Below are 13,095 nucleotides of genomic sequence, written 5' to 3'. Positions count from 1 at the left end.
ATGTCCCGACCGCAGAGCGGCCTCAGCCCATCGGATTCGGAAGGTAGCCGGTGAAGCCGGAGATTTTCCAGCGGCCTGCATGATGGCGGCAGTAGTAAAGGGTCTGCCACTTCAGCACGTCCTTCGAGCCGTCCGCCTTGGTGATGCTTCCGTCGAACTTCTTGCGAACAAGGGCGGTCTCACCGGCAATCTCGATGTCTTCCAGGCGGGTGGTGGTAAAGATGGCCGTGCGCGGATCCTCCGCAAAGCGCTCCTTCCTGAAGTCCTCCGCCTGCCGCAGCCACTCGTCGCGATAGGCGTCGAGGGTCGGGAAGGCAAGCCGCCATTCATCCGGATTGGTGTGTTTGCCGGCATCTATGCCGAGAAAGCCCTCCGCAATGAAGTCGCCGGCGACAGCCTGCCAGTCGGCAGCCAGGAACGCATCGATATCCCGGGTGACAAGCATCTCCCAGATGGCATGCCGGGCCGTGTCTTCAGGGGGGAAGGGATTGCGGAAGGGGTCACGCATTCGGGCCTCTCATTAAAATTCTTTTCATAAACGCCTGTTTTTCTCTGGTCAAAATCGGCTTTATGTGGTCATTTGTCAACTATCACGAAAATAATTTGCAGGAAATCGACATGACGATCAAGCGCTATGGAACCGTCCAGCAAGGTGCAGGCGGGAAGCCGCTGCCGTTCGCGCGGGCTGTCGAGGCGGATGGATGGCTTTATGTTTCCGGTCAGGTTGCCATGGAAAACGGGGAGATCATAGAGGGCAACATCATCGCCCAGACCCACAAGACCATCGAGAATGTGCTCGCCATTCTCCGCGAGGCCGGCTACGGGCCCGAGCATGTGGTGCGTTGCGGTGTCTGGCTTGACGATCCCCGGGATTTCTGGACATTCAACGCCATCTATCAGCAGTATTTCGGCGAGCATCCGCCGGCACGCGCCTGCGTGCAATCGGCCATGATGGTGGACTGCAAGGTCGAAATCGATTGCGTCGCCTACAAGCCGAAGGATGCCTGAGCCATCAAAAGCGGAGCGACGGGCATGGATCTCTTCTCGACATTGCAGGAGGAAAAGGGGCGGCTTTCCCAATCGGAAACGCGCATTGCCGATATCATCCTCAATGATTTCGAATTTGCGGTGAATGCCTCGATCATCGAGCTGGCGGAGCGGGCCGATGTCTCGCCGCCGACCGTGACACGCTTCTGTCGCCGCCTGGGTTGCGAAAGCTTTTCCGATTTCAAGATCCAGCTCGCCCGAACCGCCTATATCGGCGTGCGCTACCTGAAGCCGGAGCCGCAGAGCACCGATCCGGCGGATGTGGCGAAGGATATTGTCGCGAAGGCGCAGAATGCCCTTTACATGCTGCATCAGGCGCTGGATCTCGCGGCCTACGAGCAGGCGACGGAGCTGCTTGCCCGGGCCGAGATGATCTACGCCTTCGGCGCAGGCGGCAATTCCTCGATGATCGCCAGCGAAATCCAGAACCGCCTCTTCCGGCTCGGCCTTCGGGTCACGGCAAGTCCGGATCACAGCATGCAACTGATGATGGCCGCCGCCGCCAAGCCGGAAAAGGACGTGCTGATCGGATCCTCCTTTTCGGGCCGTAATACCGAACTCGTGCGCGCCTTCCATCTGGCCCGCGAAGGCAAGGTCTCCACGATTGCGCTCACCCAGAGCGGCAGCCCCGTGGCGCGCGCGGCCGACGTGGTGATCGCCATAGACATGCCGGAAGGCACCAATATCTATCGGCCCACCTCCACGAGGATCGCCTATCTCGCGGCCGTGGACATTCTGGCGAGTCTGGTCGCCCACAAGATCCAGACGCAGGCCACGCAAACCTTAAGACGCATCAAGCAGCAGCTCGTTACCCATCGCGACGGGGATGACCGGCAGTTGCTCGGCGACTAGACGAACAAGAAGGATACGGGAATGCCATCGACACTCGCAATCGTGACCGGAGCGGCCGGAGATATCGGGCGGGCCATCGTCAAGCGCCTGGCGCGGGATCACGATCGGGTGCTTCTGGTCGATATCGATGGCGATGCCGCGGCCAGGGCTGTAGAGGGGCTCGGGGGTGGCGCCGGCCTGGAAGCCTTTGCCTGCGACATCACCGATGAGGGGGCGCTCGATCGTCTCGCTGCGCGATCCGCCAGCCTCGGCATCCTCAAGACGCTCGTGAACAATGCGGGGGCGGCGCGGGCAGTCAGCCTGCATGACACGACGCCGGATATCTGGCGGATGGACAATCAGCTGAATCTCGAAGCCGCCTATCTCACGTTCCGGGCGCATGCCGATCAGCTGAAGGCGTCGCGCGGCAGCCTGATCAATATTGCATCCGTCAACGGTCTCAACGTGTTCGGGCATCCCGCCTATAGCGCCGCCAAGGCAGGGCTCATCCACTTCACCCGGCTTGTGGCCGTTGAATATGGCAAATGTGGCATCCGCGCCAACACGGTCGCGCCCGGAACGGTGCGCACGCAAGCCTGGCAGGCCCGTGCTGCCGCGAATCCGCATGTCTTCGAAGAGGCAAAGCGCTGGTATCCGTTGCAGCGGGTGGTCGACCCGGATGATGTGGCAGAGGCAGTCGCCTTTCTGGCAAGCCCACTTGCCGCTGCCATATCCGGCATCTGTCTCCCTGTGGATTGCGGCCTCACCGCCGGTCAGGCCGAGCTGGCGCGCACCTTTTCCCAATCGGAACACTATTGAGAAACGCGCGGCGACGGCCATGTGATGCAGGGGCTGCGCCGCGGGCGCGGCCTCTTTTCCTTGTCATTTCCCGATAAGCAGATCGCCATGTTCCGTTATTTGCCGCCCGTATTCAGCGAACCCACCGTCCGCGCCACCATGCTCGCCATCCTCGCCTTCGGTTTCTCGGGCGCGGCGACATCCCCCTATCAATCGATTGTCGGGATACAGGAACTCGGGCTCGGCAACGGCGCCTATTCGGCCCTGGTGCTGGTTGCTTCTTTCGTGAATGTGGCTGCCAGCATCCTGCTCGGCAATCTGGCGGACCGGATCGGCGCCTACCGGCACATGATGGTCGGCGTCAGTCTGGTGGGCGTGATTGCCTTTGGTTTCATCTATGCCTTTCCGACCCAGTCCAGTTTCGTGTTCAGCCTTCTGTTTCTCATACCGATCTACGGATCGCTGAATGCATTGCTGTTTGCCAATGTGCGCAGCGTGACCCGGCATATGGCCTCTTCGGACATGGCATCGGTGAACTCCGGCGTCCGGGCGATGATTTCCGTTGCCTGGATTCTGGTGCCGGGAATAACCGGCATTCTGCTGGCCGGTTCGCCCAGCATGCTGCCGGCCTATCTCTATGCCGCGTTGGCCTGTCTCGGCTGCCTGGTCATCGTGCTTGCGCTCATGCCGCGCGAGGAGGGGGCTCACAAGGCCGTTGCCAACCCGCTTTCCCATCTCGGGGCCCTCGGAGAGGTGTTGTCGCCCCGCGTTTTCGCCCGGTTGAGCGCCATTGCCCTGATCTGCAGCATGCTGCACATGAACGGCATCCTGCTTCCGCTGATCATGACGACCAGCGCCCGCGGACAGGTGGCCGATATCGGCTTCATCGTGGGCATCGTCGCTCTGCTGGAGGTGATCTTCATTTTTGTCTGGGCGCGACTTCAGCGTCGCATGGGGGCCGTCAGGGCGCTGGCGGCAGGGTCCGCCATTTATGTCGTGAATTTCCTGCTGCTCGGCTGGGTGAACGCCCCCTGGCAGATTTACGCCCTGACCATCATCAGCGGCTTCGGTGCTGCGGCCATCATCACCATTCCGATCACCTATCTGCAGGACCTGATTGCCGAGCGACCCGGTCTTGGCAGCTCGCTCATCTCGGTCAATATCTTCGTCAGCAGCGGAATGAGTGCGCTGATTTTTGCGATAGGAACGGCTCTGACCTCCTATCCGGGCACCGCCTTTCTCTCGGCGGTGGCGGGTGCGGTCGGCATAGGCCTTTTGCTGGTTCTCGAAAGAGGGCGCTAGCCGGGATCAGACGATCCCGCCGCCCGAACCGGTGACCGCGGGGCGCTCTGCCGCGACCCGGGCGCGATAAGCCGAGGCGCGGTAAGTGGCGACCGGATCAATCGCGCCGCCCGATTCCAGCCGTGCCATGGCCAACAGCGGCTCGACATCCGTGCGGAACGCCGACTTGAGGGTCGTCGTTGCCATCAGAGCGTCGTTTCCGTCCTGATAACCGGCAAGCGCCGTCCGGTCGACGATCAGGGACTGCGCATAAGCGCGCACCACCTCCATGGCCGAGACCATCAGGCTTTCGATCGGATCGGTCACGTTATGGCTCTGGTCGAGCATATGGGCCGGGTTGAAGCCCTTCACGCCGGAGAGTTCGGCGTCTGCCAGTTCGTTGAAAACCAGGAACAGGCGATAGGGATCGATGGAGCCCGTATCGAGATCGTCATCGCCATACTTCGAATCGTTGAAGTGAAAGCCTCCCAGCTTGCCGAACTGGATGAGGCGCGCGACGATCATCTCGATATTGGTGTTGGGCGCGTGGTGGCCGAGATCGACCAGGCACTGGGCCTTCGGACCGAGCTCGGTTGCGATGATGTAATTCGTGCCCCAGTCCTGCACCACGGTGGAATAGAAGGCGGGTTCGTACATCTTGTGTTCGGAGAACAGCCGCCAGTCGTCCGGAAGTGCCCTGTAGATCTCCCGCATCGAAGAGAGATAGCGCTCGAAAGCCTTGGTGAAGTGGCTCTGACCCGGAAAATTGGAACCGTCGCCCAGCCATACGGTCAGTGCCTTCGAGCCGAGCTTGCGGCCGATCTCGATACATTCCACATTATGGGCAATCGCCTGCTCGCGGGCGGCGGCGGACGTGTTGGTGAGCGAGCCGAACTTGTAGGAATGGGCCTGGTTCGGCTGGTCCTGGAACGTGTTCGAGTTCATTGCATCGAAGCCTAGACCGAGCGCGTCACCGGTTTCCTTCAGCGCGGCGATATCATCCACCTTGTCCCACGGAATATGAAGCGAAACGGTGGGCGTTGCCCGCGTCAGCTGCTGGATAACCCCGCAATCCGCCATCTTGTCAAAGACGTGGCGCGGTTCCCCCCTGCCCGGAAAGCGGGCAAAGCGGGTACCGCCCGTTCCGACACCCCAGGAGGGGACGGCGACGCCGAAGGCGGCGATTTTCGCCTTGATGGCTTCGATATCCACCCCGCGGCGGTCGAGAATTGCGGCGAGATGGTCGTAATCGGCGCGCAGGGCTGCGAGCGACCGGGCATTCTCCTGTTCGATCAGGTCGCGGCTGATCATGTCTCGGCTGGTCATCCTGTCCTCTCCCTTCCGATCAGCGGGTAAAGGACTGGGCATTGCCCGCGTCCACATTGATGATGTTGCCGGTCGATTTCGCGCTCATGTCGGAAGCGAGGAAGAAGGTGGCCTCGGCAATGTCCTCGGGATAGACGCTGCGCTTCAGCATGGAGCGCTTGCGGTAATGTTCCTCAAGCTCGTCAGGCGCCATATTGTAGGCGGCCGCGCGCTGCTCGCGCCATTCGCCGGTCCAGATCTTCGAGCCGCGCAGCACCGCATCGGGGTTCACCACATTGACCCGGATGCCGAATTCCGCGCCCTCGAGCGCCAGGCACCGGGCCAGATGGATCTCGGCGGCCTTTGCCGTGCAATAGGCCGCGGCATTGGGAGAGGCGGCAAGCCCGTTCTTGGAGGCGATGAACACCATTTCTCCGCCGATCTTCTGGCGCTTCATCAGGCGCAAGGCGGCCCGGGAGACGAGGAAATAGCCCTTGGCGAGAATGTCCATGTTGCGGTTCCACATGGACAGATCGGTCTCGTCATAGGGGGCGGAGGACGAAATGCCGGCATTGGAGACCAGCACGTCGACGCCGCCGAATTCCACCGTCGATTCGCGGAAGGCATGGTCGACGCCTGCCTCATCGGTCACATCCAGCTTCAGCGAGCGGACCTGATCGGCGCCATGGGCGCGCGCCAGTTCCTGGTGCGCTGCAGCAAGGGCGGTCTCGTCGATATCGCCAATAACCACACAAGCGCCATCCTGCAGGAAGCGATTGGCGGTTGCCTTGCCGATGCCGCCGGCGCCACCGGTGATGAAGGCCACCTTGCCGGCCAGCGCCTTGGGCTTAGGCATGCGCTGGAGCTTGGCTTCTTCCAGCAGCCAGTATTCAATGTCGAAGGCTTCCTGCTCCGGCAGGCCGCAATATCTGGACACCGAGGAGGCGCCGCGCATCACGTTGATCGCATTGACGTAGAATTCGCCGGAAATGCGAGCCGTCGCCTTGTCGCGGGCAAAGGTGATCATGCCGACGCCCGGCACCAGATAGACAACCGCATTGGGATCGCGCATGCCGGGACTGTCGTGCCGCTTGCAGCGTTCGTAATAGGCCGCGTAATCCTCGCGATAGGCGGCAATCGCCTCCGGCAAGGTGGCAACCAGTGCATCGACATCCGGGCGGGCAGGATCGAAGGCCAGGACCAGCGGGCGGATCTTGGTGCGCAGGAAGTGGTCGGGGCAGGAGGTGCCGAGCGCTGCCAGCTCTTCCAGACGGTGCGAGCCGACAAATTCGAGCACCGCATCGCTGTCGTCGAAATGACCGAGCTTTCGCTCGGAGACACTGATCATGCCACGGATGACGGGCATCAGCCGTTCGGCAATCGCACGCCGTTCGGCCGGCGCCAGCGCCTTGACCTTCTCGCCGCCGAAGACAGGCCCAGTTTTCTGCCCGTCAAACCAGGTCATGGCCTTGGAAATGATCTCCAGCGTGACCGCATAGCAGCCCTCTGCCGTATCGGCCCAGGTGAAAAGGCCATGACTTTCCAGAATGACCCCGCGCGCCTTCGGGTGATCGAGACAGAATTTCTCGAGCCACAGGCCAAGCTCGAAACCCGGCCGCTTCCAGGGAAGCCAGCCAATATCGTCGCCGAAGATGGCCGCGGTCAGTTCCTTCGAATTCTCCGCTGCCGCAATGGCAATGATCGCATCCGGGTGCATGTGATCCACATGCTTTCTCGGAACGAAGGCATGCAACGGGGTGTCGATGGAGGCCGCGCGCGGATTGAGATTGAAGGTGCAGTGCGGGAGATAGCCGACCATCTCGTCTTCGTGGGCGAGGCCGCGATAGAGCGTCTTCAGTGCCCGCAGCTTGTCCATGTAAAGCGTGGAAAAGCCATCCAGCTTGATCGTGCCCACATCGCCGCCGGAGCCCTTTACCCAGAGAACCTCCACCTCTTCGCCCGTCAGCGGATCCTTTTCCATCACCTTTGCCGAGGTGTTGCCGCCGCCGTAATTGGTGATCCGCTTGTCAGAACCGAGCAGGTTTGACCGATATCGGAGCAATTCCGGCTCGCTCATCTCCGCTGCCTTGGCGATATCCCACAGATTGGCGAGGCTATTGGCTGAATTCGTCGACGGCATTGTCCGTTTTCCTCCCGGCGGCGGATTTCCGGTTACAGAAATCACGCTATTGTCTCATCGCTCAAATCCCACGGGCAGAAAGCGATGTCAATCAAAAATGATCATTTCCAATCATATTGCGCTGCACAATGAAATAATATGATCAGAACTGATTGACAATGAACGAAGATGATGGAAGCATGAACGTATTGGAGGAGCCATGCACGAGAAAGAACGCCACAGGATCATTCTGTCCGCGGTGCTGGAAAAGCCCGTCGTGACGGTCGCGGAGCTGGTCGATTTGACCGACAGTTCCGAGGCGACGATCCGCCGCGACATTGCCGCGCTTCACGTGCAGAAGAAGCTGCGCCGGGTGCGGGGCGGGGCGGAAGCGTTGCACCCGCCGCAATTCGTCGGGCTCGCAGGGCGCCCCTTTTCCGTCAACGAGACGATCAACATCCGCCAGAAGCAGGCGATCGCCAAGGAAGCGGTGGCGCTTTGCGAGGATGGCGATCCGATCATCGTCAATGGCGGCACGACCACATTCCAGATGGTGCATTTCCTCGCCAATCGCCGGCTGCAGGTTTTTACCAACTCCTTCCCCATTGCGGAGCATCTACTGAAGAATTCCAAGAACACGATCATGCTGTCGGGCGGCACGATCTACCGGGAGCAGAACATCATCCTCTCCCCCTTCGAGAATGATGTGACCCGGAATTTCTATGCGAAGCGGATGTTCATGGGTGCGCAGGGGCTCGGACCGCTCGGCCTGATGGAGGCAGATCCGCTGCTGATCCAGGCGGAGCAGAAGCTCATCGATCAGGCGGACGAACTGGTCGTGCTGGCCGACTCGTCGAAGTTCACCAAACGCTCCAGCCTCATCCTGTGCGGGCTGAAGCGGATTGCCACCGTCATTACCGATTCATCCATCGAGGACCGGCACGCCGCGATGCTTGAAGCAGCAGGCGTCAATCTGATTGTCGCCAAAGTGCCAGATGTGAAGTCGAACCCATCCGCCGTACTCGCCTGACCTTTTGGGCGGCACGGTACGAAGCAGACCATCCACGGGAGGAAAAAATGGGATTGCTGAAGAAAATGCTCGTCATGGCGGCCGTCTCTACGGCGCTTGTGGCCAATGTCGCCCATGCGGAAAACAAGAAGATCGCCCTCGTCGTGAAGGCGCTCGGCATCGGCTTCTTCGATGCGGCCAACAAGGGCGCGCAGGAAGCGGCCAAGGAACTCGGTGACGTTGACATCATCTATACCGGCCCGACCGACACCACCGCCGAAGGCCAGATCGAGGTGATCAACTCGCTGGTCGCCCAGAAGGTGGATGCGATCGCCATCTCTGCCAATGACAAGGATGCGCTCGTCCCCGCCCTCAAGAAGGCCATGGAACGCGGTATCAAGGTCATTTCCTGGGATTCGGGCGTCGCGCCGGAAGGCCGGATGATGCACCTCAACCCGTCGTCCAACCCGCTCATCGGCAACATGTGCGTGAAGATGGCCGCCGACAACTTGCCTGAGGGCGGCGATGTGGCGATCCTGTCGGCTGCCGCCACCGCCACGAACCAGAACACCTGGATCGAGGAAATGAAGAAGGTGCTGCCGAACTACAAGGGCATCAACATCGTGGCCACCGTCTATGGCGACGACAAGACCGACAAGTCCTACACCGAAGCCCAGGGCCTGATGAAGGCCTATCCCAACCTGAAGGCCATCATCGCTCCGACCTCGGTCGGCATCGTGGCCGCGGCCCAAGCGGTGGAAGATGCCGGCATGACCGGCAAGATCAACGTTACCGGCCTCGGCCTTCCCTCCGAAATGGCGGGCCATGTGAAGTCGGGCGCTTCCAAGTCCTTCGCGATCTGGAACCCGATCGATCTCGGCTATGCCGCGACGATGATCTCCTACAACCTCGTTACCGGCAAGGAAGAAGCAAAGGCCGGCGCCGAGCTTTCCATGGGCCGCATGGGCAAGGTGAAGCTGGACGACAACAATGAAGGCGCGATGGCCGATCCCTTCGTCTACGACGCCAAGAATGTCGAAGAATTCGCCAAGATCTTCTGATCGGGCGACACGGGCCGCGCCCTGGCGGGGGCGCGGCCTTCCCTCTTTCGGGCCTGCATGAGGCCGGCCTCTTCCAAGCCTTGCACAGACAGGAATGACCCCCGTGACCCTTGCTTCGTTTCCGGCTTCGCCCCAGGAACCGGCTCCGGATGTGGCCCTGCCGCCGTCCGTGATCCGCCTGGTGGGCATTGCCAAGACCTTTCCGGGTGTCCGGGCGCTTGATGGTGTCGAGCTCTCGCTTCACGCGGGATCGGTAACGGCGCTGATCGGCGAAAACGGCGCCGGAAAATCCACTTTGGTGAAGATCCTGACCGGCATCTACCAGCCGGATGAAGGCCATATCGAAATGGATGGCCGTCCGGTCCGGTTCCCGACCACGATGGATGCGGCGCGCGCCGGCGTGACGGCGATCCATCAGGAAACCGTTCTGTTCGACGAATTGTCTGTCGCGGAAAACATCTTTCTCGGGCATCAGCCGCGAAACCGTTTCGGCCTGATCGACTGGCGGCGCATGCATGCGGAGGCGCGCCGGTTGCTGGACCGGATCGGCGCCGAGATGGATCCGGGCATGCGGCTCCGCGATCTCGGAATTGCCAACCGGCATCTGGTCGCCATCGCCCGGGCGCTTTCCATCGATGCCCGGGTGGTCATCATGGACGAGCCAACGGCCGCCCTCTCGCACAAGGAAATCGGCGAGCTTTACGAGCTGGTGGAGCGGTTGAAGGCGGAAGGCAAGGCCATCCTGTTCATCAGTCACAAGTTCGATGAGATCTTCCGGATCGCCGACCGATATACGGTGTTTCGCGATGGCCAGATGGTGGGGGCCGGCCTGCTTCGCGAAACCACCCAGAACGATCTGGTCCGGCTGATGGTCGGGCGCGATGTGGGGCAGGTCTTTCCGAAAGTGCCCGCGACAATCGGCGCGCCTGTCCTGACCGTTTCCGGCTACAGCCATCCGACGGAATTCGAGGATATCGGCTTCGACTTGCGCCGCGGCGAGATCCTTGGTTTTTACGGCCTCATCGGGGCCGGGCGTTCCGAGGTGATGCAGGCCCTTTTCGGCGTCACCCGGCCATCGAAAGGTGCGGTGAGGATCGATGGCGATATTGCCGTCATCCGGACGCCCGCCGAAGCGGTGGCACGCGGCATCGTCTATGTGCCGGAGGATCGCGGGCGGCAGGGCGCCATTGCCGCCATGCCCATCGTCTCCAATGTCACGCTGCCCTCGCTCAATCGCACGTCCCGGCGCGGTTTCATCCGCATGGCGGAAGAATTTGCGCTGGCGCGGGATTATACGGCACGGCTCGATCTGCGCGCGGCCGCGCTCGACCAGAATGTCGGTACGCTGTCGGGCGGCAACCAGCAGAAGGTGGTGATCGCCAAGTGGCTGGCCACGAAGCCGAAAGTCATCATTCTGGATGAACCCACCAAGGGCATCGACATCGGCTCCAAGGCGGCCGTCCATGCCTTCATGAGCGAGCTTGCGGGGCAGGGGCTCTCGGTCATCATGGTCTCCTCGGAAATTCCGGAGATCATGGGCATGTCGGACCGGGTCATCGTCATGCGGGAGGGGCGGATCGTCGGCCGGTTCGAGCGGGAGGGGCTGACACCCGAAATGCTCGTCCGGGCTGCGGCGGGAATTGGAGACATGACATGAAGGCCCTTCTGAAACATCGCGAGCTTCAACTCGTGGCCGTGATCCTTGTGATGATCGGGCTGATTGCCACGCGTTTTCCAAGCTTCGTGACACCCGCAAGCCTCGGTAATGTCTTCAACGACACATCGATCCTGATCATCCTCGCCCTGGGACAGATGACGGTCATCCTGACCAAATGCGTCGATCTTTCCACTGCCGCCACACTCGCACTTGCCGGCATGGTCGCGGCCATGCTGAACAACCTCTATCCGGAGTTGCCGGTGCTGCTGCTGGTGCTTGTCGCCATCTTCACCGGCGCTGTTGCAGGTGCGATCAACGGCCTGATGGTGTGGAAGCTCGACATGCCGCCGATCGTGGTCACGCTTGGCACCATGACCATCTATCGCGGCATCATCTTCCTGATTTCCGGCGGCAAGTGGATCAATGCCCACGAGATGACCGATGCGTTCAAGGCGGTGCCGCGCTCGGATCTGTTGGGCATTCCCGTGCTGAGCTGGCTGGCGCTTCTCGTGATCGGTGTGATGGCGGTGGGTCTCAGCCGCTTCCGCACCGGCCGCGCCTTCTATGCGGTCGGCGGCAATCCGCATGCGGCGGTCTATACCGGGATCGATGTGGGCTACACGCGCTTCCTTTCCTTCGTCCTTTCCGGGGCTCTCTCCGGTCTCGCCGGCTATCTCTGGATTGCCCGCTATGCGGTGGCCTATGTGGATATTGCACTCGGCTTCGAGCTGGATGTGGTCGCAGCCTGCGTGATCGGCGGCGTCTCTATCGCAGGCGGCATCGGGACGGTCTACGGGGCCGTGCTTGGCGCACTGTTTCTCGGCACGATCAAGAATGCGCTTCCGGTCATCAACATTTCGCCCTTCTGGCAGCTGGCCATCTCGGGAACGGTCATCATTCTTGCCGTCGCCTTCAACGCCAGGGCCGAGCGCCGCAAGGGCCGCGTCATCCTGAAGAAAGCCGAGGTCTCCGCATGAGCGCGCCGTCCGCCCGTACCGAACCCCGTTTCGTGCCCGACCGGCTGCAGGGCCGAAGCGAGCGGCTGTTCAAGAGCTGGGAAGCGCTGCTGCTGGCGGTCGGTATCGCGATATTCCTGATCAATGTCTGGTCCTCGCCCTATTTTCTCGATCCCTGGAACCTGTCGGACGCGACGTTCAACTTCACGGAAAAGGGGCTGATTGCCTTTGCGCTTGCGCTGGTCATCGTGTCCGGCGAGATCGACCTTTCGGTGGCGTCCATCCTGGCGCTTGCCTCGACGTTGATGGGACTGGCGATGAGCCATGGGGCCGGAACGCCGGAACTGGTTGCCATCGGCCTGTTGACGGGGCTGGTCTGCGGTGCGGTGAACGGCGTTCTGGTAAGCGGTCTCGGGCTTCCCTCCATCGTCGTCACGATCGGTACGATGAGCCTGTTCCGCGGGATCGCTTTCATCATTCTTGGCGACAAGGCCTATACGGGCTATCCGGCCGATTTTGCCTGGTTCGGGCAGGGTTATGTCTGGTGGGTGTTCTCCTTCGAACTCCTGCTGTTCGTTCTGGCAGCCCTTGTCTTTGCCGTGCTGCTGCATGCGACCCGCTTCGGACGGATGGTCTATGCCATCGGCAATAATGCGGTCGCGGCGCAGTTTTCCGGCATTCGGGTAGAGCGGGTGAAATTCATCCTCTTCCTGCTCTCGGGTCTGATGAGCGGTCTCGCCGCGATTTGCCTGACCTCTCGCCTCGGCTCGACCCGGCCCTCTATCGCCACCGGCTGGGAACTGGAAGCGGTGACCATGGCGGTGCTGGGCGGCATCAACATTCTGGGCGGCTCGGGACGCATTGGGGGTGTCGTGCTGGCTGCCCTGATCATGGGCATGGTCACCTTCGGCTTCGGCCTCCTCAACGTGCCGGGCATCGTCATGTCGATCTTCGTCGGCTTGCTGCTGATCCTGGTCATTGCCCTGCCGAAGGTCGTGGGCCGGCTGCGCCATACGAAGCGGAAGGGCTGA

12 protein-coding genes are annotated in these 13,095 nt (G+C 61.4%); 9 read left to right on the top strand and 3 right to left on the bottom strand.

The genetic code is table 11. The features are described 5' to 3' along the window. Positions 1-22: 22 nt before the first annotated feature. The gene (locus tag ACT54B_RS20955; RefSeq protein ID WP_476047843.1) at positions 23-508 is read right to left on the bottom strand and encodes a hypothetical protein; all 486 of its coding nucleotides are present in this window, start codon (positions 506-508) and stop codon (positions 23-25) included. A 110-nt stretch (positions 509-618) separates the two neighbouring features. Here ACT54B_RS20955 and ACT54B_RS20950 point away from each other — a divergent pair, with 110 nt between their 5' ends. From ACT54B_RS20950 to ACT54B_RS20935, 4 genes are all read left to right on the top strand, one after another. Continuing rightward, positions 619-1,008 carry a RidA family protein gene (locus ACT54B_RS20950; protein ID WP_476047841.1) on the top strand — a complete coding sequence of 130 codons (390 nt, stop codon included), beginning with the start codon at positions 619-621 and terminating at the stop codon, positions 1,006-1,008. Between the two features lie 24 nt (positions 1,009-1,032). Then, positions 1,033-1,899 carry a MurR/RpiR family transcriptional regulator gene (locus ACT54B_RS20945; RefSeq protein ID WP_476047840.1) on the top strand — a complete coding sequence of 289 codons (867 nt, stop codon included), beginning with the start codon at positions 1,033-1,035 and terminating at the stop codon, positions 1,897-1,899. Positions 1,900-1,920: 21 nt separating this feature from the next. Beyond that, positions 1,921-2,697, top strand: coding sequence for an SDR family oxidoreductase (locus ACT54B_RS20940; protein WP_476047839.1), 777 nt, complete (start codon positions 1,921-1,923; stop codon positions 2,695-2,697). A gap of 87 nt (positions 2,698-2,784) precedes the next feature. Further along, positions 2,785-3,978, top strand: a complete 1,194-nt coding sequence (locus ACT54B_RS20935) for an MFS transporter (protein WP_476047837.1) — start codon at positions 2,785-2,787, stop codon at positions 3,976-3,978. A 6-nt stretch (positions 3,979-3,984) separates the two neighbouring features. On the opposite strand, the gene rhaI is transcribed toward ACT54B_RS20935, so the two are convergent. Together rhaI and ACT54B_RS20925 are read right to left on the bottom strand one after the other, a co-directional pair. Then, positions 3,985-5,268: an L-rhamnose catabolism isomerase gene (gene rhaI / locus ACT54B_RS20930; protein ID WP_476047903.1), complete on the bottom strand. Its 1,284-nt coding sequence runs from the start codon at positions 5,266-5,268 to the stop codon at positions 3,985-3,987. 34 nt (positions 5,269-5,302) lie between these two features. Next, a complete protein-coding gene (locus ACT54B_RS20925; protein ID WP_476047836.1) occupies positions 5,303-7,402 on the bottom strand; it encodes a bifunctional rhamnulose-1-phosphate aldolase/short-chain dehydrogenase in 2,100 nt (699 codons plus the stop codon). A gap of 199 nt (positions 7,403-7,601) precedes the next feature. Here ACT54B_RS20925 and ACT54B_RS20920 point away from each other — a divergent pair, with 199 nt between their 5' ends. The 5 genes from ACT54B_RS20920 to ACT54B_RS20900 all read left to right on the top strand — a co-directional run bounded on the left by ACT54B_RS20920 (position 7,602) and on the right by ACT54B_RS20900 (position 13,095). After that, positions 7,602-8,411, top strand: a complete 810-nt coding sequence (locus tag ACT54B_RS20920; protein WP_476047835.1) for a DeoR/GlpR family DNA-binding transcription regulator — start codon at positions 7,602-7,604, stop codon at positions 8,409-8,411. A gap of 47 nt (positions 8,412-8,458) precedes the next feature. After that, the gene (rhaS, locus tag ACT54B_RS20915; protein WP_476047834.1) at positions 8,459-9,451 is read left to right on the top strand and encodes a rhamnose ABC transporter substrate-binding protein; all 993 of its coding nucleotides are present in this window, start codon (positions 8,459-8,461) and stop codon (positions 9,449-9,451) included. A 94-nt stretch (positions 9,452-9,545) separates the two neighbouring features. After that, positions 9,546-11,108 (top strand): sugar ABC transporter ATP-binding protein, encoded by a 1,563-nt coding sequence (locus ACT54B_RS20910; protein ID WP_476047833.1) that lies wholly within the window; start codon positions 9,546-9,548, stop codon positions 11,106-11,108. After that, entirely contained in the window at positions 11,105-12,085 is a 981-nt protein-coding gene (locus ACT54B_RS20905; RefSeq protein ID WP_476047831.1) for an ABC transporter permease, read from the top strand. The genes ACT54B_RS20910 and ACT54B_RS20905 overlap by 4 nt, the downstream gene beginning before the upstream one ends. After that, positions 12,082-13,095 (top strand): ABC transporter permease, encoded by a 1,014-nt coding sequence (locus ACT54B_RS20900; RefSeq protein ID WP_476047830.1) that lies wholly within the window; start codon positions 12,082-12,084, stop codon positions 13,093-13,095. The genes ACT54B_RS20905 and ACT54B_RS20900 overlap by 4 nt, the downstream gene beginning before the upstream one ends.

The organism is Gellertiella sp. DMC107 (genome assembly GCF_056313605.1).
This window is presented reverse-complemented; position numbering and strand designations above follow the sequence as displayed.